This is a genomic window from Alteromonas sp. 5NS40-0096 (genome assembly GCF_057544385.1).
On record NZ_BAAJLQ010000005.1, the window covers coordinates 232,476 to 252,811 of the forward strand.

General features: G+C 45.2%; 24 protein-coding genes. 9 read left to right on the plus strand and 15 right to left on the minus strand.

Annotated elements, in window-relative coordinates; translation table 11 throughout:
- Positions 1-2 precede the first annotated feature (2 nt).
- The 4 genes from AC27G9_RS16020 to argC are packed head-to-tail and all read right to left on the minus strand — an operon-like array spanning position 3 to position 3,937.
- Positions 3-1,208, minus strand: coding sequence for an argininosuccinate synthase (locus AC27G9_RS16020; protein WP_487075479.1), 1,206 nt, complete (start codon positions 1,206-1,208; stop codon positions 3-5).
- Positions 1,209-1,217: 9 nt separating this feature from the next.
- On the minus strand, positions 1,218-2,132 hold the full coding sequence (locus tag AC27G9_RS16025; RefSeq protein ID WP_487075480.1) for an ornithine carbamoyltransferase: 915 nt from the start codon (positions 2,130-2,132) through the stop codon (positions 1,218-1,220).
- 19 nt (positions 2,133-2,151) lie between these two features.
- Positions 2,152-2,913, minus strand: coding sequence for an acetylglutamate kinase (argB, locus tag AC27G9_RS16030; RefSeq protein WP_487075481.1), 762 nt, complete (start codon positions 2,911-2,913; stop codon positions 2,152-2,154).
- Entirely contained in the window at positions 2,906-3,937 is a 1,032-nt protein-coding gene (gene argC, locus AC27G9_RS16035) for an N-acetyl-gamma-glutamyl-phosphate reductase (RefSeq protein ID WP_487075482.1), read from the minus strand. Before argC ends, argB begins: the two co-directional genes overlap by 8 nt.
- A 525-nt stretch (positions 3,938-4,462) precedes the next feature.
- Between argC and AC27G9_RS16040 the strand changes: the two genes are divergently transcribed.
- Positions 4,463-4,882 carry a methylglyoxal synthase gene (locus AC27G9_RS16040; RefSeq protein WP_487075483.1) on the plus strand — a complete coding sequence of 140 codons (420 nt, stop codon included), beginning with the start codon at positions 4,463-4,465 and terminating at the stop codon, positions 4,880-4,882.
- Positions 4,883-4,940: 58 nt separating this feature from the next.
- On the opposite strand, the gene AC27G9_RS16045 is transcribed toward AC27G9_RS16040, so the two are convergent.
- Both AC27G9_RS16045 and AC27G9_RS16050 read right to left on the minus strand, forming a co-directional pair.
- Positions 4,941-6,245: a YncE family protein gene (locus tag AC27G9_RS16045; protein ID WP_487075484.1), complete on the minus strand. Its 1,305-nt coding sequence runs from the start codon at positions 6,243-6,245 to the stop codon at positions 4,941-4,943.
- A gap of 12 nt (positions 6,246-6,257) precedes the next feature.
- Entirely contained in the window at positions 6,258-7,319 is a 1,062-nt protein-coding gene (locus AC27G9_RS16050) for an endonuclease/exonuclease/phosphatase family protein (protein ID WP_487075485.1), read from the minus strand.
- 183 nt (positions 7,320-7,502) lie between these two features.
- Here AC27G9_RS16050 and AC27G9_RS16055 point away from each other — a divergent pair, with 183 nt between their 5' ends.
- The gene (locus AC27G9_RS16055) at positions 7,503-7,685 is read left to right on the plus strand and encodes a YqaE/Pmp3 family membrane protein (RefSeq protein ID WP_487075486.1); all 183 of its coding nucleotides are present in this window, start codon (positions 7,503-7,505) and stop codon (positions 7,683-7,685) included.
- Positions 7,686-7,800: 115 nt separating this feature from the next.
- The gene (locus AC27G9_RS16060) at positions 7,801-8,739 is read left to right on the plus strand and encodes a DUF2167 domain-containing protein (protein ID WP_487075487.1); all 939 of its coding nucleotides are present in this window, start codon (positions 7,801-7,803) and stop codon (positions 8,737-8,739) included.
- A gap of 239 nt (positions 8,740-8,978) precedes the next feature.
- Here AC27G9_RS16060 and AC27G9_RS16065 read toward each other — a convergent pair whose 3' ends face one another.
- From AC27G9_RS16065 to AC27G9_RS16080, 4 genes are all read right to left on the minus strand, one after another.
- Positions 8,979-9,257 carry a hypothetical protein gene (locus AC27G9_RS16065; RefSeq protein ID WP_487075488.1) on the minus strand — a complete coding sequence of 93 codons (279 nt, stop codon included), beginning with the start codon at positions 9,255-9,257 and terminating at the stop codon, positions 8,979-8,981.
- A 1,236-nt stretch (positions 9,258-10,493) separates the two neighbouring features.
- A complete protein-coding gene (locus tag AC27G9_RS16070; protein ID WP_487075489.1) occupies positions 10,494-10,841 on the minus strand; it encodes a hypothetical protein in 348 nt (115 codons plus the stop codon).
- 95 nt (positions 10,842-10,936) lie between these two features.
- Positions 10,937-11,428: a rod shape-determining protein gene (locus tag AC27G9_RS16075; RefSeq protein ID WP_487075490.1), complete on the minus strand. Its 492-nt coding sequence runs from the start codon at positions 11,426-11,428 to the stop codon at positions 10,937-10,939.
- Between the two features lie 108 nt (positions 11,429-11,536).
- The gene (locus AC27G9_RS16080; protein WP_487075491.1) at positions 11,537-12,034 is read right to left on the minus strand and encodes a hypothetical protein; all 498 of its coding nucleotides are present in this window, start codon (positions 12,032-12,034) and stop codon (positions 11,537-11,539) included.
- 178 nt (positions 12,035-12,212) lie between these two features.
- Between AC27G9_RS16080 and AC27G9_RS16085 the strand changes: the two genes are divergently transcribed.
- Together AC27G9_RS16085 and AC27G9_RS16090 are read left to right on the plus strand one after the other, a co-directional pair.
- Positions 12,213-12,497 carry a hypothetical protein gene (locus AC27G9_RS16085; RefSeq protein ID WP_487075492.1) on the plus strand — a complete coding sequence of 95 codons (285 nt, stop codon included), beginning with the start codon at positions 12,213-12,215 and terminating at the stop codon, positions 12,495-12,497.
- A 101-nt stretch (positions 12,498-12,598) separates the two neighbouring features.
- Positions 12,599-13,000, plus strand: a complete 402-nt coding sequence (locus AC27G9_RS16090; RefSeq protein WP_487075493.1) for a hypothetical protein — start codon at positions 12,599-12,601, stop codon at positions 12,998-13,000.
- A 235-nt stretch (positions 13,001-13,235) separates the two neighbouring features.
- On the opposite strand, the gene AC27G9_RS16095 is transcribed toward AC27G9_RS16090, so the two are convergent.
- Complete coding sequence (locus AC27G9_RS16095; protein ID WP_487075494.1) at positions 13,236-14,021, minus strand: Spy/CpxP family protein refolding chaperone; 786 nt, start codon at positions 14,019-14,021, stop codon at positions 13,236-13,238.
- Between the two features lie 201 nt (positions 14,022-14,222).
- Between AC27G9_RS16095 and AC27G9_RS16100 the strand changes: the two genes are divergently transcribed.
- The 4 genes from AC27G9_RS16100 (at position 14,223) to trmL (ending at position 17,898) form a co-directional block, all read left to right on the plus strand.
- A complete protein-coding gene (locus AC27G9_RS16100; protein WP_487075495.1) occupies positions 14,223-14,921 on the plus strand; it encodes a response regulator in 699 nt (232 codons plus the stop codon).
- Entirely contained in the window at positions 14,911-16,326 is a 1,416-nt protein-coding gene (locus AC27G9_RS16105; protein ID WP_487075496.1) for an ATP-binding protein, read from the plus strand. The genes AC27G9_RS16100 and AC27G9_RS16105 overlap by 11 nt, the downstream gene beginning before the upstream one ends.
- The gene (locus tag AC27G9_RS16110; RefSeq protein ID WP_487075497.1) at positions 16,311-17,279 is read left to right on the plus strand and encodes an alpha/beta fold hydrolase; all 969 of its coding nucleotides are present in this window, start codon (positions 16,311-16,313) and stop codon (positions 17,277-17,279) included. The genes AC27G9_RS16105 and AC27G9_RS16110 overlap by 16 nt, the downstream gene beginning before the upstream one ends.
- Before the next feature lie 154 nt (positions 17,280-17,433).
- Positions 17,434-17,898 carry a tRNA (uridine(34)/cytosine(34)/5-carboxymethylaminomethyluridine(34)-2'-O)-methyltransferase TrmL gene (gene trmL / locus AC27G9_RS16115; protein WP_487075498.1) on the plus strand — a complete coding sequence of 155 codons (465 nt, stop codon included), beginning with the start codon at positions 17,434-17,436 and terminating at the stop codon, positions 17,896-17,898.
- A 52-nt stretch (positions 17,899-17,950) separates the two neighbouring features.
- Here the strand turns inward: trmL and gpsA are convergent, their stop codons facing one another.
- The 4 genes from gpsA to AC27G9_RS16135 are packed head-to-tail and all read right to left on the minus strand — an operon-like array spanning position 17,951 to position 20,216.
- Positions 17,951-18,946, minus strand: coding sequence for an NAD(P)H-dependent glycerol-3-phosphate dehydrogenase (gpsA, locus tag AC27G9_RS16120; protein WP_487075499.1), 996 nt, complete (start codon positions 18,944-18,946; stop codon positions 17,951-17,953).
- A gap of 12 nt (positions 18,947-18,958) precedes the next feature.
- On the minus strand, positions 18,959-19,477 hold the full coding sequence (secB, locus tag AC27G9_RS16125) for a protein-export chaperone SecB (protein WP_487075500.1): 519 nt from the start codon (positions 19,475-19,477) through the stop codon (positions 18,959-18,961).
- A 44-nt stretch (positions 19,478-19,521) separates the two neighbouring features.
- Positions 19,522-19,779 (minus strand): glutaredoxin 3, encoded by a 258-nt coding sequence (gene grxC / locus AC27G9_RS16130; protein WP_487075501.1) that lies wholly within the window; start codon positions 19,777-19,779, stop codon positions 19,522-19,524.
- 11 nt (positions 19,780-19,790) lie between these two features.
- Positions 19,791-20,216: a rhodanese-like domain-containing protein gene (locus tag AC27G9_RS16135; RefSeq protein ID WP_487075502.1), complete on the minus strand. Its 426-nt coding sequence runs from the start codon at positions 20,214-20,216 to the stop codon at positions 19,791-19,793.
- Between the last annotated feature and the right edge of the window lie 120 nt (positions 20,217-20,336).

Below are 20,336 nucleotides of genomic sequence, written 5' to 3' on the forward strand. Positions count from 1 at the left end.
GACTAGCCTCCTTTCTTCATTGCTTCGATTCTGCTTGATAAGCTGAATAGACGAATGAAGCCCTCGGCATGTGACTGATCGTAAACGTCGTCCTCACCAAAAGTGGCAAAATCTTCAGAATACAAACTATTTGGTGACTGACGTTGAGTCACAGTTGCTTGGCCTTTATACAGCTTAACCACAATTTCCCCAGTGATTTTCTGAGCAAATGCCTCTGCACCAGCAAGTAATGCATCATTGAGTGCTGTAAACCAACGGCCGTCATACATTACATGAGAGAATTCCAGTCCTAACTGTTCACGGTGTTTCAGGGCAGCTTTATCCAGAATGAGCGTTTCCAATGCTTTGTATGCTTTGAGCAACACTGTGCCCCCTGGCGTTTCGTAACAGCCTCTTGATTTCATACCAACCAAACGGTTTTCTACGATATCGATACGACCCACGCCGTGAGCTGCTGCGATGGTGTTGAGTTTTACTAGTGCTTGATAGGGTGACAAGGTTTCACCATTCACTTGAGTAAGCTCGCCTTGTTCAAAGCTAAGTGTGACGCGTTCAGCTTGATCTGGTGCATCTTCAGGGTCGACAGTCATTGTCCACACCTGTTTAGTGGGTTCTTGCCAAGGATCTTCTAATTCTCCACCCTCGTGAGAAATATGCCACGCGTTCGCATCACGGCTATAGATTTTGGTTGCCGATGCCGTCGTTGGGATGTTTCGTTCGGCTAAGTATGCCAGCAGGTCTTCCCTCGAAACCATATCCCACTCTCGCCAAGGTGCAATAACTGTGAGTTCTGGCGCAAGGGCAGCAAACGTGCTCTCGAATCGGACTTGGTCATTTCCCTTGCCCGTACAACCGTGACAAAGCGCGTCAGCTCCTACTTTCTTAGCCACTTCGACTTGTGCTTTCGCAATAACGGGGCGAGCCATTGATGTGCCGAGTAAGTATTCACCTTCGTATACTGCCCCTGTCTTGATTGTTGGGAAAATATACTCTTTAACAAATTCTTCTTTGAGGTCTACGATGTAGCATTCACTTGCACCTGACTCGATCGCCTTTTCGTGTAGGCCCTCGAGTTCTTCGTCGCCTTGGCCAACATCAGCGGCGAATGCCACAACTTCACAATCGTAGTTTTCTTTTAGCCAAGGAATGATGGCTGAGGTGTCCAAACCGCCAGAGTAGGCTAATACAACTTTGTTTATCTTCTTCATTTTCGTTTCCTAAGCATTAAAAAGGTGAGCCAATATGGCGTTTTGTGCATGCATGCGGTTTTCCGCTTGCTGCATGAGTAATGAGGCATCGCTGTCCATCAATGACCCGGTAATCTCAAGGTCTCGATGAGCAGGCTGGCAATGCATAACATGTGATGCGCCAGTGAGTGCCATCATGGCTTCATTAACTTGATAGGGCATGAACTTCGCTTTGATTTGTTCAAGTGGCGTATCATCGCCCATGGATAACCAAGTATCGGTATAAAGTACGTTAGAGCCTTTCGCATCTTCGATATCATTGGTTATCGTGATTTCGGTATTGGTTTTTTCTGCAATAGCCTTGGCCATTTCGACAATGGTGGAGTCTGGCTCATGGCCTTGCGGGGTAACCACGACTTGGTGACAGCCAAGAAGTGCCCCTACGATCAATAGTGAATGTGTGACGTTATTGCCATCGCCGATATACGCAAGTGTTAACCCTTGTGTCTTGCCAAAGGTTTCAAACAGCGTTAGGTAGTCTGCTAGCCCTTGGCATGGATGGTATTTGTCACACAAAGCATTGACCACGGGTACGTTGGCGGTTTGTGCAAATTGCTCTAGCGTATCGTGAGAATACACTCGGGCAACAATGGCATCAGCCCAACACGCTAGGTTGGCAGCCACGTCGACAGCATCCTCTCGTCCAGCCAATTTGCCTGCTTGACTATCTAGGTAAACCATATGCCCGCCAAGCTTATTGATACCGATATCAAAACTTACACGGGTTCTCAGTGATGGTTTTTCAAATAGTGCAACAACAGATTTTCCAGCAAGTACTTGATTGTATTGAGCTGGGTTTTGCTTTATTTCAACAGCTTTACTCAACAACGCATGTGTTTCATCGGGCGTCCAATTGGCAAAGGTAAGTAAATCTTGTTTTTTCATCGTTATGTGTAACCTGTATTTATGGCAATATCCGCGTACCGGATTGGCCACTTAAAATAAGAGATAAATCTTCTGCCCAACTGGCGATAGTGACGGGGTGCGCCATCGTTTTTGCTGCCTCTAACGCCGCATCTACCTTAACCGCCATGCCATCTTTAATGACATCTTGGCGCTTCAATGTGTCAATTTGATTGTCATCGAGACTGCTGAGTCTTTGCATTTCGCCATCCAGTACACCAGGTACGTTTGATAGCAAAAGTAAGTCTGCGTTTAACAATTGAGCGATGAGTGTAGCAGCCGTATCGGCGTTGACGTTGAGTAAACGACCATTTTCGTCACTGCCAATTGAACTGATAACCGGCAAATACCCCTTCGATAACAGGGTTTCCAGTAAATCTGGTTTGCCTGGTATAGGCGTACCTACCGCGCCCAGTTCAGGTGCTGTTTCAGTACACGACAGCATGCCACCATCTAGCAGTGATAAGCCCACGACATTAAGGCCTGTTGAAATGGCTACACCACACAGCTTTTTATTCGCAGTACCTGCCAGTGCACCACAGATATAAGGCATATGCTCGTCGGGTGTAACACGTAGCCCATTGAGTTTATGGCTGGCCAACCCGAGATCACGCATCAAGGTTTCAACTAAAGGCCCGCCACCATGGACCATGACTACGGCTCTGGTTTGACTGAGTTCGGCGATATACTGAAACAAAGTACTTGCTGCGACCTTATCATCAATAAGCGCACCGCCTACTTTAATCACGACGGGTTTAAGCATTGTCTTGCCCCCACACTAAGCCAGTCAGCGGGTTAAGGCCAACGGCGAGATTGGCACATTGCATAGCTTGGGACGCCGCGCCTTTCATCACGTTGTCGATTGCAGACGTGATAACGGCGTAGCCAGATGCTTCATCTAATTTCCAATGTAAGTCGCAAAACGGCGTATTTACCACATCATCCAGTTTGGGGAAGCTCTGCCTTAGCCTAACCAATGGCGCATTGGCATACGCCGACCGATAAGCGCTGTCAAAATCTGAAGCCGTAACGCCTTGCCCGACTTTTACCGTTATTGTGGCCAGAATTCCGCGCTTAAAGTTGCCTAAATGAGGGGTGAAAATAACAGGTGTCCCCAAATGCGCTTCTATTTCTGGGGTGTGTCTGTGACCCAATACCCCGTATGCTTGCAAACTGACTTCGCACAAGCTGGTGGTTAAACTTGCTTTTCGACCTGCGCCACTCACACCTGATGTGGCGTTGATAATGGGACGATGTTCTTGGTTGAGCAAACCGGCTTCAAAAAGGGGCTTTAGTGCAAGCAGTGATGCGGTTGGGTAGCACCCAGGTACGGCAACCACCGACGCATTGGTTATCGCCGAGGCATTCCATTCTGCCAAACCATATACTGCCTGCTCTAGGCTTGCAGTCGACGTGTGTTCAAAACCATAGTGTTGCTTGAATACGTCTTTGTCTTTGAGCCTGAAGGCACCAGACAAGTCTAAGATTTTGGCATTCTTATTGACCAAGGTCGGCATCCAGTCATGGCTTGCTTCGTGCGGTGTTGCCAGAAAAACCAAGTCCATTTCTGCGGCGATATCTTCAAGCGCGTTATCGTTAATAGGTTCTAGGGTAATGTGATTTTGATGTGCCAGTTGACCATGCAATGCAGAAATAGGTTTGCCTGCATCTGCACTATTTTGTGAAACAAAAGCGCGCACAAGTTGCATATTGGGATGTTGGCATACCAATTGAACGAGTTGTGCTCCTGTGTAACCACTGGCACCGATAATAGAGACGTTAAGCATAGTAAAAATCAAATAGTAAGAAGATAAAAAAGCACTTTTTACCCTAGTATTTTGGCTCGCAAATGGCCAATTGCCAGGCTAACCCAAATCGTCGGGTAAAAAGTGTGCTACTGAAATTGTTTCGCATACTCGACGTCGTCGAGCCAAGAGAGACAATGTGTAGCCAGCCCAGGGGAGAGCTAAACTGTTTAAACGTGTAACCTGCTTTTGAGATGGGCAAGTCGTGAGTTTCATGTGTTTGTCCTGTATTTATCACCAGAAATCCGCTGTGCGTTAACGCCCCAACGACACGGGTGATGTCTAAACCGTGGTCAATGATACAATTTGCGAATAAATATGCAATAAAAATGTATATTTATTTTTAAAATTAATTCTGGTTTGGCCACTTGGTGAATTATGACACTTTTGTTAATCATGGATTTAGAGGTGATTTGCCACAATTGCTACCAGAATTAATAAATTGAATGATTTTGCGTATTGGTAGATACTGCGTACAGATAGTAATCACATGATCAGGTAGTGGAAATGGCGAATTACACGGTTGCACTTGTTGCACATGACCATAAAAAAGCAGAATTGCTAACGTGGGTAGAGCAGCACATCGATGCGATGAAGCAATGTGACTTGGTTGGAACAGGTACGACTGGTGGCATGATTGCTGACAAGACCGGACTGTCAGTGAAACGGTTAAAGAGTGGCCCTCTGGGCGGTGACCAACAAATCGGTGCGATGATTGCCGAAGGCACATTAGACGCGTTGTTTTTCTTTTGGGACCCGCTAAACCCAGCGCCTCACGATCCTGACGTAAAAGCATTATTGCGTTTGTGTTCAGTGTGGAATGTGCCGGTGGCTTGTACGCCTGCGACTGCTGACCTCATTGTTACCTCTCCATGGTTCAACAATCACGCAGATTACGCTCGAGCAATCCCCTCGTTCGACCGTTAACCAATACCGAATAGAAGTGGCCACAGCGTAACGGGTTCTTCGCTGTGGCGCAGCGCTATTAGGGTAGTACGAGATAGCCTTCTCTTACGCGTTGCGGGTGGTCGCCGACGTCGATTCGCGCGACTTCTTTTGCCGATTGGTAGTTAATGACGGAAACCTGATCCGTTTCACTCCAGGAAACAAAGCAATGCTCACCGGTTTTGTCGGTAACAACCCAATAGGGCTTTTTACCCAAGTCTGTGAGCAAGGTGAATTTCTCGGTCTCAATATCAACGATTGCAGCGTAGTCATCCATCGTACCTGCGACGCACAGTGTATTGTCATCTGCACTGATGGCCAAACCGTGATGAGCAGAGTCATTGACATACTGCGTACGAGGTAATGTCGTGACCTTAGGTAAATCTATTTTTCGCGTGATTTTCCCCGTTGGGCGATGGTATTCCACCAAGCCATGTAGGAATGACAGTTGAAAATAGAAATAGTCCTCGTTACTGGTGTGGGCCATTGGGCGAACCGCTGGGCTAATATCGTGTAAGCCAGCGGCGTCAAGCTTATCTCGCATATCAAACTGTTCAACAATGTGATACTGCTCGGTGTCGACAACTTGAAATACGCGTTTGCCTTTCAAAAAGCCGCCGCCATCAAAATCGAAGGGCGAGAATACGTTACCAATACTGGCATGGAACAAGTGTTTGCCGTCTTTTGAATAAACGTTTTCATGAGGAGAGTCGCCGCTTGGGAAATTGGCGTGCTCTTGTCCCGTCATAATGTCTATGATGTGAACCCTATCTCCGGTTGACGCAGAGACAGCCACGTATTTACCGTCTGGCGACAAGGCCATATGGTCAGATCGAAAACCCGCAACGGGGAAGCGCCAGATAATGTCGCCGGTTAGGGTGTCGATAGCGACAACATCGGCGAAACTGGGGCGGGAAACAATCAATCGGCTGCCATCTATCGAACTGTACATGTCATCAACGTATTGATCATGGCCTTCGCCAACGAGATTGCGGACCCCATAAAAAAACACGCGGCCAATGAACTGTTCACGAATAGCTTTTAATCGTTCGAGTTTATCGGGAATGCCGTCTATCACTCCGATTTTGCGATAGCCATCCAGTGCAATCACAGTAATTGACCCTTGCCAGTTATTGCCGACAAAAATCACTTCTAACGGCTCCTGAGTTTGTGTTGAGGTCGCAGGAAGACCATCCTGATACCACAAGGTTAAGGGCCGTTGCTGAGTCTCTGCTTCTGCTATCAAATCGTCTATGGCTGATATCGCCAAAAACTGCACAGTAGCGAAGCCAATTGCTATCACTGCAACTAGGCTCAATAGTACATAACGTATTGCCTTGAACATGACGCAGCCTCGTTACAGTGTGAACTCGATGACGAGTGGTAAATGGTCGGATAGCGGCTTGGCATCTCCTCGAAGTACTTCGCCGCCGGTTTTTGTCACCAGTGGTGAATAAAAAATGTAGTCTATCGTGCGATTTGGCGAACGGCTTGGATCAGAAGGAGACATGTAAGTGAACCACGGTTCTGGATTGGCATTAATATCGTCCAGCGCCGGCACAGAGGGATATGCCGAAATAAGTGGAACCAGTTCTGTGCCTTGATCATTGTAATGGCTACGCAACTCTGTATATGCCTCAAGAGCGGCATCATTGGGCAGAAGGTTGAAATCACCACCCATCACCCAAGGTGTGTTGTCGCCGAGCGTTTCGATTTGCGCCATGACCTTTTCGATTTGACGCTCCATCGTGTCACTACCTTTGGCAAACGCACTCAAATGGGTATTGATCAATACCAGCTCATTCCCGCCTTGAATCGGTAAATGGACTTGTTGCATGGCGCGTTTCAAATTGAACTGACGGGTAACTATGTCATCAGTGGTTATAGCTGGCAGCGCAACCCTCGTCGCTTTATCAATTTTATACTTCGACAGTACCACCAACTTCATACCAACTCGGCCTTTGATATTGGGGTGGGGAAGGTAGTCTGCTTTCCAATAAAAGGTTTCATTGAGCACGGTGTACTGCGGGAGCGCGTTAAGCAGCATCTGGGTTTGATCCTGCATATGCGTTCTTTTTGCTAAATCATCCACCTCTTGCAACAACACCACGTCTGGATTTTGTTGAGCGATGAATGCCGCGACATCGGCGGTCACCTTATCAACGGTTGCTTTGTCTGGCCATCCATCCGGGCCATCATCATAGAAGAAGTGGTTATTGGCATTACCTGCCATAAACTGCACATTCCAACTCAATACTTTAACTCGCTGACCCGGTGTTAATTGAGGCGCATCAGCTGAACTTTGAATTGCAATATCTTCGATTTCATCAGGGTGGAACGTGGTGAAATACACCCATCCACTGAAGGCTAAAACTAACGTCACCACCAAGGCGAGTAGGGCTTTTATTATTTTTTTCATGTTATTACCTAGGCTGTTTTTTCATCATAGTACGCCCGAATTAGAGGTCTGGCCACTATATATACCGATTTCTTTTTTTGATATAAGATGAAAAAGTAGACTAATGACTAACAAAGAATTTTTTACTAAAGCCGATACCTACACTGCACTAAAACAATAACTTTATCGTGAGAGGATATAACCATGTCAGGCAAAAACGTCAGCATCTTAAACTTAATACTAGCGATTTTCTTACCACCAATTGGCGCATTTCTGCAAGTTGGTTTGAGCTTACACTTCTTTCTAAACATCATTTTGACTTTGTTGGGTGGGCTGCCAGGTGTAATTCACGCAATTTGGTTGGTTGTGACAGACAAAAAAGGCTAGCTTCAGCCGTAATACCCTAATCAATACCGCTATGGTGTGATACTTTAGCGGTATTCACTACACGCGCACACAACTGTGGCGTCAATAACAATAACGATATTACAAGGAACGTAGCATGAAAATGCATCTTGCGAGTGCGCTATTAGCGCCGACAATCCTATTCTCTTCAACGGTTTTTGCTCAAACTACAAACGACACATCAAGTGAGTCAGAAGCGCCAGTAGCTTTAACGCCAGAGCAGGTTGAAGAGCAAGAATACTTGGCTTGGGCACAGAGTTTTACCGAGTCATTAACGCCAATCTCTGGTGACGTGAAATTGCCTGGGGGTAAAGCGTCATTAAACGTGCCTGACGATTACTATTATTTATCCCCACAAGATACAAAACGCGTGCTCGAAGAGGCCTGGGGTAACCCAGAAGGGCCGTTGATGTTGGGTATGTTGTTTCCTAAACAGTACTCCGTATTAGACGCTGCTTCATGGGGCGTGACACTGCAATACGTTGATGACGGCTATGTATCAGACGAAGATGCACAAGACATCAATTATGACGATCTATTGCAAGATATGCAGCAAGATACGCTTGACGCCAACGAATGGCGGGCTGAACAGGGCTACGAGCCAATTCAACTCGTTGGCTGGGCGGAAAAGCCATATTACGACGTTGGTTCTCATAAATTGTATTGGGCAAAAGAACTCAAGTTTGGCGATAGCCCGCAAAACACACTGAACTACAATGTACGAGCGTTAGGAAGGCAAGGTTATTTAGAAATGAACTTCATCGCGAGTATGAACCAACTCGAAGAAGTGAATTTGGCGAGAGATACCGTACTAGCCATGGCAAGCTTCGATGCCGGGCATAAATACAGTGAGTTTGACCCTGAAATAGACAATGTGGCGGCCTATGGTATTGGCGGCTTGATTGCCGGCAAAGTCCTCGCCAAGACCGGCTTTTTCGCAATCGCACTCGTTTTCTTGAAAAAGTTCTGGTTTATCTTGTTGTTGCCTCTGGTTTGGCTAAAAGGGAAACTCTTTCCTAAAAAAGCTGAAGCCTGATGATTGGGGCCATAAGGCCCCTGCTGTCTACTTTTGTTGGAGAGTATCGACAAGAACTGACGAGCAGAAAAACCAAAGAACGAACGTTCTATTGTATAATTTTTAGCTGCGAAAGAGTGCAAATGTAGAGCATTAGTCAATACAAATGCCCACTATCTAAATCAAAAACAACTTCACTTTGCAGTGTCCATCAAATGAAATAACCAATTTATGCCTCGTTTCCATCCAAGTTTTAAATACTATGGAATCCCTATTTCCCATAATTGTTTTTCACTCAAGAGTAACGTGTCACCAGATACAGAGTATCGAATACCCAAGCAAGAACTTGTGGAGATGAGCAGTCCTTTCTCCTTTAATTCAAATACGACAATGCCATCTTTACCATGAAAATCCGTCCAGCAGTTCAATCGATAAGTAGTGTTGCCGAGAACGCATTCTTTGTCGGTAAAAAGTAGTTCGCTATTTCCGGTTGCAATATATTCAGCACGTAATTTTTCTAGAAAAGAGAGAGGATTCATGACGGTCCTTTTGGTATTACTTACTTTGCGCCAGCGTGTGACGGTAACGCTTTGTGTTTCAGGGATCGTATGGAGAATAGGGCAAGTAACTGGAATAGTTGACTATCGACTCGCTACCGTTGTTTGGCCTATTTTCACTCCCCCCGCTTCTAGCATTTTCAGTTTTTAGCTAATAATCTTGTCTATTGAAACAACCCTCTCAGGGAGCGTTTTAGATCTAAATCCGACTTGGCTTTTAAGAGTGCTTCCAGTGTATATTTTTCGTAATTTGGCTGCATTCAGAAAGGCTCCTAACGTTCCAAGATGAAACTGAGCCAAGCTTTGGTAGTCCCGTACCCAATCCACTTGTCGTATTGTGGCTTACCTATAATAGAGCATGATTGACGCTATCGACGTTGTTACTAGTGGAGAATATAAATACACCAACCATTTACGCCATGCTGAAACCTGCCCATTGCGATAAATTTTATAGCTTTCAAGTGAGTATTTAATTATTGCAATAATACAAGCGAGAGAGCTAATTGCGGCTATACCCGACCAAATGTTTGGAATTGCAAAAGAGAGCATAATAAGCCAAGAGATATAGGCAATATAAATCACTTAACGAGATTCCTTTCATATAAATTCAACTGTAATACAACGGTAAGCTAATGGATTTAAGCGCAATGCGATAATCACGAAGGTGTAGTGTATTTTTGCTCCAGAAGCCCGCACAGCGAGTTGCGACTTGAGCATTTTGCTATGCATCAATTACCCCAAACAACTTCCTATAGTGCTTTTTGTAGGTTTTCACTGTAATAAAAGGTCGAACTAAGCAAACGTTAATCAAGACCGGAAATAAAGCAAGAATCGCAAGAAAACCCATGGTATCGAAGGGTATAAAAAACCCAACAAGAGCAATAGATGCAAAAGTCATTAAAGAGTATGTATTAAACCATTGGATGTTCTTTCTTAGAACTGAAACTTCATTTTCACTGGTGTAATCGTGAATGAATAAATAGAGAAATACCAACCCAACGAAACCCCAAATTACGCTTTCGGGCCTTATTTCATAGGCCGCGCTACCGAAGAGCGTTGACGCTATCCCTAGAGTGAATGAATCGGTGTACGCCATTTTCCAAAGTAAACATTGGTCAATGGGGTCTTTTGAAAGAGGCATTCGATCCATTTTTTACCTTGATGCAGAATATCTACCTAATGAGAGCAAGCTGAGCGTTTTACATCCTTTTGAGTAACTTATTCGTTGCCGCAATACTTAATCACATCTTTTTTAGTTTGTGAAATCAAAGACGTTGCAGTACCCGACAATGTTGGTAGTTCTAAATATCCATCAAGCGTTTCTTTCGATTCACAAATAAGTGTGTTGGCAATAATCAATGCTTCTGCAGGTTTGTTCTTGCGAAGTGTTTCAAGTGCCATCAGAAAATCTATATGAAGCTTACCTTGAAGTGCCTCACCAGTTTGAGACTCTTCAAATAATACAGTAAGCAAATTAACCTTTTCATTTAACTTCGCCGTTTGGATGCTCATGATCAAACAAGCAATAATTAGCACAACATTAACAAGTAAACTCACATTTTTCATGGGCAACCAACGCCTTACTCAAGTTCGAATAAATGCTTGGCTAAAACTAGCGTCTATGGAGCGTAAGCCAAGCATTTTGCGTCCTTCGAATAACTTTAAGTGGCCGTTGTTCTTGATTTTACTGCGTCAAAGTCTTCAGCATTAATATCAATTTTAGCGCCTAAATATATAACAACTTCTCGAGCTCCAGCTCCGATTGCTAACTCGCGCAAAACTCTCTCTTCAATATCTGTTAATCCACCTTCGGTTTTCTCCAATTGATGAACAATAACGCGAGGAGAGGGCTTAATCTTCGACTTATGCATGGTGTACATACCGTGCTGCAATATTTTTTCTGCGCACACAAAGTCGGCTACAAATGACCTATTGTGTTTAAAGGGATTAAGTACTCTAACATTGGGAGCAGAGAGCGATTTAGCTTTCGTTCCTATCGCTTTTACAACTTCACCTTTTTTGGTGTTTTCTATCGCAATATAAGGCTCATCCTCAAAGGACAAATTGGAAGAAAAAGCTTTAATAGAAAGTTTGTTTTCACTCAACTCAAAAAGTAAATCATTTGAAAAAAGGCTTCTTATAAATGTGAACAATACGCTGGGCCTCCGAGCCACTTAATTTTTTATATTAGAATCGCATACGAGTGGACTGCGATGCAAAGCAGCAAGTGAGTACGCGCTCTAGAGAGTGAACTAAGTGACTTAATTTGTATGTTTGAAGTCATACGCTAAAGCTTCCACTGATGCCTTTGCTTTTTGAACCGCTGCAATTATTTTTACCCTTTTAGGCCAACGCTTAAGTTTTGAAAGAAATCTACTAAGCCAATGATTATTGGGGCCATAATCATTTCCTTCTAGACTAGAGAGATGGCGTGTAATTGGTAGGTGTCTCTGCTCCATTACACTTAAACAATGCGCTATTTCAAGAGATGAAGCAAATTCAATTCCAAACCCCAAAACGGTGACTGTTACAAAAGGATAACCCTTCAAAACGTGTTTTTTGGGAAAGGGCGGCTCGAACTCGTCGCATTGAGAATACGCTCCTGTTTTCGCGCCAACATCTTTATTTTGAAAATAGCAAGTGTTGAACGACTTTGTGAAGGTCGCTTCTCCTCTGTATTTGTTGCAACCCCCATAAACAGTGGCACCATTTTCAGTCATTTGGTCGATGGCTGTGTTAAATATGAGTTTATTAGGCAAGTCAATCAGGTTTCCATATAATCCCAAACGAGGGACATCAGCACGGAGCGAGAATGGTCGAACGGCATTATATTTTGGCCCTACCACCCACACGGCGAGTTGTAAGTTGCGTAGTTATAGTTAAGTGTTATTGTGAGGTTTAAACTTTACTATTGAATTTAGTGGCAAGGAAGTCGAAATGAATCAACAGGAAACTCAACTTCGTATGCTGGCTCTTGCCATCTATGAGCTCAAAGGCCTGCTTTGTAATCATCTTGGTAGCACAACTAAGGAAGTCAGTGCTGAGAAGTTGTCTGCACATCTCGCTTATTCACTTCACAATGAGGCGCTTGCTATTTTAGAAAACAGACCGGAACAGTTTGATATCGAAGTTGCTCTGGACAAAATCAAAAGCGTTGACACTATGTTTGATTCTGATTTCTCGAAATTGTTTGATAAGACAATCAACGTAAAAGGGACGTGACAGAATGCGCTAATCGCAACTCAGTGCTAGCGAATATATACTCCAGCTGCTTCATTTCTTCGAAAGCATATATAGATTTTTTTGTGGGATGCTGTATGCACATGCATAAAATTTTAACAGCTACTTTGTTTTCTTTGTCGTTTAGTGCCTTTTCAAGCTGCCCCGAACAACAAAATTTAGACGTTCAAACTTCCATTGAGGCAAATGGTGTTAAAGCCGGTGGTAATCATGGTTTCATGGATGTTGTGACAATTTCCGTCCCTAAAAGTGTCAGCAATCTACCATTTGAAAGCATACAGTTAACTTACGGAGAAGTTGCAGAATACTGGATTCCATTAGATACGAACCTACTTAACAATCGGATAGTAGCGACATTATTTGGCTATCAAGATTCGATTCAGAATTTTGAGTTTTGGGTTAACTATTCAAATGGAGTTTGCTCGCTTTATCAAACAGGAACGATTGGGGACATATACACCAAGCAGCTTAGACAGGGCCGGTAAGGCAGAATTTCACTTTTAAACCTAAAAATTACAGCCAAATACTACACCCTAAAACCATAGGTTTTAATTCTATTGCGCATTTTGCAACCGTAAAATACGACTCAATGTTTGGCTGTAGTATTATTAGCGAAAATTCCTGTGCAACTCACGCTTCCAAGTCTGCAGGTTCCAATACAGTAAACCCACTACATATATAGGGCGAACATCCATGTTCTACTCAACACGAGAAAGGTAATTAATTGCGTCTTTCGCCTTTGCGCTTCATTTTCTCTTTCATTCGAGACCAACGGCTTTGCTGCTTTTCTAACATTTGGTCGACAAACGCGACTTTTTGTTCATCGTCTAGCACATCAAAAAACTCTGCGCGTAACGAGGCTAAGGCTTTGCCATGCTCAATCATTTGTGGCTTGTAATCCTGCGCTAATGCTTGCCACTGGTCTTGGTCAAAACTGGCTTGACGAATAAGCGCTACCTCTTGCTCTCTGAACGATTCGCGCAATGCTTTGCCCTGTTCGTGAAGGTCTTCGCGTTTCGCCTTTATCTCTTCAAGTGCTTGTTGCTGACTCTGTGTCAGTTCAAGTGATGATAAGTCCGGCTTGGGCTTTTTGGCGTGTCGAGCTCGCTGCTCGGGGATCATTGCCGCCAATTCCGCCTGTTGTTCACCGTTGAGTACTTGCCAAATTTGGTGTCTGACTTCGGCCATTTCAGCGTGCTTAGTTAGCATGCTTTCTACACGTCCTTCGACCTTGCTCTCTATCTCTTCATCGCTAAGTGGGCCATTCTGCAACATGTTGAGCATGGCTTGTCTGCGTTGGGCGAAGCGATCTCGTCTCTCGCCTTTTTCCGGCGCGGCGGCTTTTACGATAGCCCTAATCTCACGTTTTTGTGTTTGATCTAAATCGAGTGATTTCAGCATCTCGATGCCAGGGAAAGGATTCGCACCATGTGGCTTGGCGACTACCGCAAGGCTCGCCGTCAATAGTGCGGCACCAACCGCAATACCAATAAACGTCTTTTTCATATCAGTTCTCCTAATCAGTTGCTAACAAGAGCTATGGATATTCGGGAAAACCTAAGCTCTGGATATAGTCTAGGCTTGAATTGTGCAAAGAAACGCAAGCACCGTGTAAAGCTTGTGTAAATCGATGTAACAGTGTGCAAAGAATATGAGAGTATGAAGGTAGCAATATAGCCAAGTGAGATGTGAAGCGTGGAATCTGGAATGAACAACGAACCTCGACATATTCTGATCATTGATGATGATGCTGAATTGACAGAGATGCTGAAAAGCTATCTGTCGACGCTTGGTTATCGTGTCAGTGTTGAGAATGACAGTGTCGTTGGAGTTCGAACAGCGACAGCATCAAACGATTTCGACTTGATATTGCTCGATGTCATGATGCCAAAGATGGATGGGTTCGACGTACTCAAAAAGATCAGGCAATCCCACACTACGCCGGTATTGATGTTGACAGCGCGCGGTGATGACTATGACCGTATTCTCGGATTGGAATTGGGCGCAGATGACTATCTACCCAAACCTTTCAATCATCGTGAGCTAGCCGCTCGGATAAAGGCGATCATTCGTCGTATTGATTTGGGGGCGACCCAGAACCAGCAGGTGGACATCGAGCTCAACGAGATAGTGTTAAGCCCAAAGAGTCAAACTGTGACCTGTGCCGGACAGCCACTTGTGCTGACGGGGACGGAGTTTGGTTTACTCAAGTTGTTAATGGTGAGTGCCGGCGAACTAGTGACGAAAGAAGAAATAAGCCAGAAAATTCTCGGTCGGCGCTTGATGGCGTTCGACCGCAGTATTGATATGCACGTGAGCAATGTGCGCAAGAAAATCGCAGAGTTGTCTGACGGCGAGAAAATCAAGACGGTACGCGGTAGCGGGTATATTTTCCATGACGCCTAAATTCTCTTTTTCTTCACTCAACCCAAGCCGCCACTTGGTAGGGCGCTTGTTTTTATGGTTTTGGGTAACCCTTGTCATCAGCGTACTGATTTCTGGCTGGATTGGCCGTTTGTTGGCCGACAGGATCGATGTCAGGCAGCCACATGAAAAGGAACTGGTTGCCTTAACCAATGGCGCTAAACGGATTGCGAAAGTACATGAGGCAAGGCCTGATGTGCCGATGGATGCATTGTTGCGAATTGCTCACAAGAGGCGAGCTGCAGACCACCGGAATATCTATGTGCTGTACAACCCTAACACCAGTGAGGTGATATCAGGGCCCGGGCGTGGACCATTTACGCCGTTTATCGAGGAAAATATTCGGTTTTTGAAAGAACAAAACCGCATTATGGCGGTGTCTAGAGGCCTATCGACCTTTATTGGTATCGAAGAAATCTCCGTTAAAGGCGAGCCTTGGTGGTTGGTACTTCAACGCCCGAGCGGTAAGCCGATGCCATTACGAGAACATTTTTTGTGGTTTATTGCCGCAGCCATAGTGATGTCTGGTTTGTTTTGTTATTTCTTCGCTCGTTCTATTGTAAAACCAATTCAGAGGCTGCAAACGTCAACTAAAAAGCTAGCTGATGGACATTGGCAAACGCGGGTGGATGAACATCATTTTCGCCGCGATGAAATCGGCCAGCTGGTGAGTGACTTTAATGCAATGGCCGAACAGCTGGAGCGAGCATGGCATAGACAACAGCGTTTACTTGCCGATGTATCTCATGAGTTGCGATCACCTCTGGCTCGTTTACAAATGGCGGTTGGCTTAATTGAACAAGAGGGCGCTTCTGAACATTCCATGGAGAGAATTGAGCGGGAAGCGGAGCGCATGGAAGTGCTAATCAATCGGTTGTTGCAGCTGACTCGTGTAGAAGGAGCCCAACCCAGTTTTGAGTCGTCGAGTCTCGCAGAGCTTTTGTCCGAAATGCTAAATGACGCAGCATTCGAAGCGCAACAAATTGGCAAGCAGTGCTTATTGCCTAGCATTCCCAATGTTCAAGTTAACGTGAATAGAGAGTTGTTTCTGAGTGGCGTTGAAAACATTATCCGTAATGCCATACGCTACGCAGAAAAATCTGTTGTAGTAGCACTACAGTGTAACGATCAGGCTTGGGTAATCAGTATTGCCGATGATGGGCCAGGTTTACAGGCATCAGAATACGAGGCTATTTTTCGGCCGTTTTACCGACCCACAGAAGCGAGGGATCGTGCTTCCGGTGGCGCGGGTTTGGGTTTGGCGATTGCAAAAGCGGTTGTAGATCTGCATGATGGCGATATACAAGCCGCTCAATCTGCCATGGGGGGCTTAATAATTACAATAAGTTTACCCTTGGACGGACACCAACAATGCAGTGGAAAATAACCCGAGAAGACCAACTCGAATCCGTATTTAACGAGTCGATCAACCCGTTTTGGCACCATCAAGTCATTGAAGACGAGATTACTGCAAAAGATGGCGTAGTATTAAAATATGCCTATTCTATCCCGGCTCACGCTACGGCAACCGTTGTCTTGAGTAGTGGCCGAATAGAAACCTATCTCAAATACAAAGAGATGATGTTCGATCTTTGGCAAAATGGTTTTGCAGTTTTCATCATTGATCACAGAGGCCAGGGGTTATCCGGGCGTATGGTAGAAAACCCACAATTGGGTTATGTCGCCGATTTTGATGAGTATGTGGAAGATCTCAACGATTTTATTCAGCAAATCGTCAAGCCCCGTCAGGTTGGTGAATTACACTTGGTTGCCCACTCTATGGGGAGCTGCATTGGGGCACTGACCTTGATGAAGTACCCGGAACTTTTCAAAAAAGCAGTACTTTGTGCGCCTATGTTTGGCGTTAAGCCTGCCTTACCCAATTGGTTAGGTAATTCGCTCATACGCATCGGGTTGTTTTGGAACGCGGTTCGCAAAAAAGAAGCGGGTTATTTCTTTGGTCAAACGGATTACATTGCCTATCCGTTTAAGATCAATCCGCTGTGCCACAGCGAAGCGCGATATCGAGTCTTTAGAGACTTGTATGAAGACATGCCAGAAACCCAGTTAGGTGGCGTAACAACGGAATGGCTAAAAGCGGCGCAATTTGCCATGAATGATATCCAGGAAAATGCCGGCAAGATTCAAACGCCGACGTTGGTATTCTGTGCCGATGCAGACATGATTATCGACAACAAAAGGCAAAGCTCTGCCGTGGCGAAAATGCCGAATGCAGAATATCGCATTGTGAAAAAAGGCTTCCATGAGCTCTTCAATGAAACCGATGAGTATCGACTACCGGTGATGACGGAATTACTGGATTTCTTAGCGGCCGAATAAACGCTTTGATGTAAGTACTTTTCAGTGTTGTAACAAGTGAATACGGCCTGCGCAATTTACCCGTCAATGACAACGCAGGCTGCCCTTAATCTATGTCAATTGGCAAGGATTGGGCTATACTAATCGCCCGATTTATTCAGAGTCTTTTGCAGTAATGTTAGATATCGTCTTATACCAGCCAGAAATTCCACCTAACACGGGAAATATCATCCGCCTATGTGCCAACAGTGGCTTTTCATTGCATTTGATTGAGCCGTTAGGCTTTGAATGGGACGATAAGCGGGTGAGACGAGCGGGCTTGGACTATCATGAGTTTGCCGATGTGGCCCGACACGCTAATTTGGAAGCCTACATCGAAGCGCGTCAACCACGAAAAATCTACGCTTGTACGACGAAGGGCAAAGCGTTTCATTCTGATGTGGAATATCGCGCGGGCGATGCGCTATTGTTTGGTCCAGAGACGCGAGGGTTACCAATGGATATCATAGAGTCCTTGCCTCCAGCTCAGCGTGTGCGGATTCCCATGCTACCAGACAGCCGTAGTATGAATTTATCCAATGCGGTATCGGTGTTTGTCTATGAGAGTTGGCGCCAATTTGGCTATGAAGGCGCAAGATAGCAGTATTAGCTGCAGTAAACACAAACAAAAAATGGGCAGTAAGCCCATTTTTTTATTCTTGTTTTAAATCTCTACCAAGAAGGGCTAGCGCCGCTTCTTTAGGCGATTTTCCTTGATAAAGCACTTGGTATATTTGCTCGCTGATTGGCATTTCAACCTGCATTCGCTCAGCCAAAATATGGACTTCTTCAGTGTTGCGATACCCTTCTACCACCTGTCCGATATCGGTAATCGCTTGTTCAACTGATTTGCCTTCTCCCAGCGCTAATCCGAACCGTCGATTACGAGACTGATTGTCAGTGCACGTGAGAACTAAATCGCCGAGCCCCGCCATACCCATAAAGGTTTCGGGTTGAGCACCGAGCGCAACACCCAAACGACTGAGTTCAGCCAAGCCACGAGTGATCAAAGCTGTTCGTGCGTTAGCACCGAAGCCAAGGCCATCGGCCAAGCCAGCTCCAATCGCGATGACGTTTTTCACTGCACCGCCTAATTGAACACCAGTAAAGTCTGGGTTCTTGTAAACCCGGAAAGACTTACTGCAATGCAATTTCGAGGCAAAATCGTCGGCAAGAGCTTCGTCGTTCGACGACAGTGAAATCGCCGTAGGTAAGCCAGCAGCCATCTCTTTGGCAAACGTTGGACCTGATAACACGGCTAACGAGCAGTTGTCACCTAATACGTCGACAGCAACGTCTTTTAGCAATCGGCCCGTACCCGGCTCTAATCCCTTTGTTGCCCATACGATACGATGTTCTGGGGTCAACAAACCTTTGATTTGTTCAAGCATGGCTTTGAATGCGTGACTGGGCACAACGACGAGAATATCTCGGCTCAAGCCAATGACTTGCTCTAAATTTGGGTTGGGTAATAAGCTGTCGGGAAACGTTGCCCCTGGAAGGTAGCGCGTATTTTGTCTGTCATTAGCTAACGCTTCAATGTGCTGAGCGTCACGCCCCCAAAGATGAGTATCGACCCCATTTCTGGCCAGACAAAAAGCAAGGGCGGTGCCATAAGACCCCGCCCCCAATACTGTCACTGATGACATGTTCATCGTGATTTATGCGTCAAGCTGTGGTGCTTGTTCTTGCTCTGCCGCTTGTGCCTGCTGCGCACGCTTTTGCATGTAAGCTGCAAAGATAGCGTCGAAGTTAACAGGTGCTAGGTTCAATGCAGGGAAAGTACCACGGTTAACTAGGTTTGAAATGGTTTCACGTGCGTAAGGGAACAAGGTGCTTGGGCAGAAAGAACCCAGCATGTGTGCTCTGTTTGGCTCAGGCATATCCGCAATGGTGAACAAACCTGCTTGCTGAACTTCACACAAGAAGCCCGTTTCTTCGCCAAGTTTCGCTGTTACAGTAATAGATAGTGTAACTTCAAATACGTTTTCTTGAATTTGTGCTGTGCTAGTGTCGATATCTAGCTTTACTTCTGGCTTCCACTCTTTAGTGAAAATCGCTGGCGCGTTTGGTGATTCAAATGATACGTCTTTCACGTAGATACGTTGAATCTGGAATTGAGGTGTTGCTGCCGCTTGGCCTTCTGCGCCCGCAGGTGTGTTCTGATGTTCTTCAGCCATGATACTTCCTAATTATGCGTTAATTTGCTGTGATTCGTTGTCGTTTATGCGTTGAGCAAAGGGTCTAACTTATCGTGATATTCGAGTGCCATCATGTCGTCACAACCGCCGATGTGCTGGTTGTCGATAAAGATTTGAGGCACAGTGTAACCGCCGTTTGCTCGCTCGATCATTACATCGCGCAATTTGGGCTTCACATCAATCGGGTATTCCACGTATTCGACACCTTTCTGGTCAAGCAATGCTTTTGCTCGACGGCAGTAAGGGCAGTGACCTTTGGTATATATTTCTACTTTGCTCATTACATGATTCTCTATTTTGCAATCGGTAAACTCGCGCCTTGCCATGCGCCCATCCCGCCTTTGAGGATGCTTACTTGGTTAAAGCCTGCTTTTGTCATCGCTGACGCAACGCCACGAGCAGAGTGTCCCAAAGCACATACGACAATAATGGGTTTATCCTTGCTGTTTTCAAGCTTAGAGAAATCCTTATTGCGAATTTCTTCTTCTTTTATTTGCCTCGCGCCTAGAATATGGCCCGCTTTGAAATCTTTTGCTGGACGGGTATCCAATATCACCGCGTCGTTTTTATTGACTAGTTGTGTCAGCTCGTGGGTTGATAACTCTTTAATTGAAGAGAAAAAAACACTGACATAGCTAAAAATTAGCATGCCCACAATCGCCACCCATATGCCTGCAAGCACAACGTGATTGCCTGCAAACTCTATCAATTGATCCATTGACTAAAACCTTAGATTTTTTATGCGTACTTCAAAAAAGAGACGAGAGTATATAATACCCGAACCAAATCTTGTACTGGTGTCGTTAAATTAGGCGATGGACAATTTTGGTGTGATTAA

Coding starts and splice junctions, on each gene's coding strand:
- AC27G9_RS16020 (WP_487075479.1), bottom strand. CDS start 1,208: ATGAAGAAGATAAACAAAGTTGTATTAGCCTACTCTGGCGGTTTGGAC.
- AC27G9_RS16025 (WP_487075480.1), bottom strand. CDS start 2,132: ATGAAAAAACAAGATTTACTTACCTTTGCCAATTGGACGCCCGATGAA.
- argB (WP_487075481.1), bottom strand. CDS start 2,913: ATGCTTAAACCCGTCGTGATTAAAGTAGGCGGTGCGCTTATTGATGAT.
- argC (WP_487075482.1), bottom strand. CDS start 3,937: ATGCTTAACGTCTCTATTATCGGTGCCAGTGGTTACACAGGAGCACAA.
- AC27G9_RS16040 (WP_487075483.1), top strand. CDS start 4,463: ATGGCGAATTACACGGTTGCACTTGTTGCACATGACCATAAAAAAGCA.
- AC27G9_RS16045 (WP_487075484.1), bottom strand. CDS start 6,245: ATGTTCAAGGCAATACGTTATGTACTATTGAGCCTAGTTGCAGTGATA.
- AC27G9_RS16050 (WP_487075485.1), bottom strand. CDS start 7,319: ATGAAAAAAATAATAAAAGCCCTACTCGCCTTGGTGGTGACGTTAGTT.
- AC27G9_RS16055 (WP_487075486.1), top strand. CDS start 7,503: ATGTCAGGCAAAAACGTCAGCATCTTAAACTTAATACTAGCGATTTTC.
- AC27G9_RS16060 (WP_487075487.1), top strand. CDS start 7,801: ATGAAAATGCATCTTGCGAGTGCGCTATTAGCGCCGACAATCCTATTC.
- AC27G9_RS16065 (WP_487075488.1), bottom strand. CDS start 9,257: ATGAATCCTCTCTCTTTTCTAGAAAAATTACGTGCTGAATATATTGCA.
- AC27G9_RS16070 (WP_487075489.1), bottom strand. CDS start 10,841: ATGAAAAATGTGAGTTTACTTGTTAATGTTGTGCTAATTATTGCTTGT.
- AC27G9_RS16085 (WP_487075492.1), top strand. CDS start 12,213: ATGAATCAACAGGAAACTCAACTTCGTATGCTGGCTCTTGCCATCTAT.
- AC27G9_RS16090 (WP_487075493.1), top strand. CDS start 12,599: ATGCATAAAATTTTAACAGCTACTTTGTTTTCTTTGTCGTTTAGTGCC.
- AC27G9_RS16095 (WP_487075494.1), bottom strand. CDS start 14,021: ATGAAAAAGACGTTTATTGGTATTGCGGTTGGTGCCGCACTATTGACG.
- AC27G9_RS16100 (WP_487075495.1), top strand. CDS start 14,223: ATGAACAACGAACCTCGACATATTCTGATCATTGATGATGATGCTGAA.
- AC27G9_RS16105 (WP_487075496.1), top strand. CDS start 14,911: ATGACGCCTAAATTCTCTTTTTCTTCACTCAACCCAAGCCGCCACTTG.
- AC27G9_RS16110 (WP_487075497.1), top strand. CDS start 16,311: ATGCAGTGGAAAATAACCCGAGAAGACCAACTCGAATCCGTATTTAAC.
- trmL (WP_487075498.1), top strand. CDS start 17,434: ATGTTAGATATCGTCTTATACCAGCCAGAAATTCCACCTAACACGGGA.
- gpsA (WP_487075499.1), bottom strand. CDS start 18,946: ATGTCATCAGTGACAGTATTGGGGGCGGGGTCTTATGGCACCGCCCTT.
- secB (WP_487075500.1), bottom strand. CDS start 19,477: ATGGCTGAAGAACATCAGAACACACCTGCGGGCGCAGAAGGCCAAGCG.
- grxC (WP_487075501.1), bottom strand. CDS start 19,779: ATGAGCAAAGTAGAAATATATACCAAAGGTCACTGCCCTTACTGCCGT.
- AC27G9_RS16135 (WP_487075502.1), bottom strand. CDS start 20,216: ATGGATCAATTGATAGAGTTTGCAGGCAATCACGTTGTGCTTGCAGGC.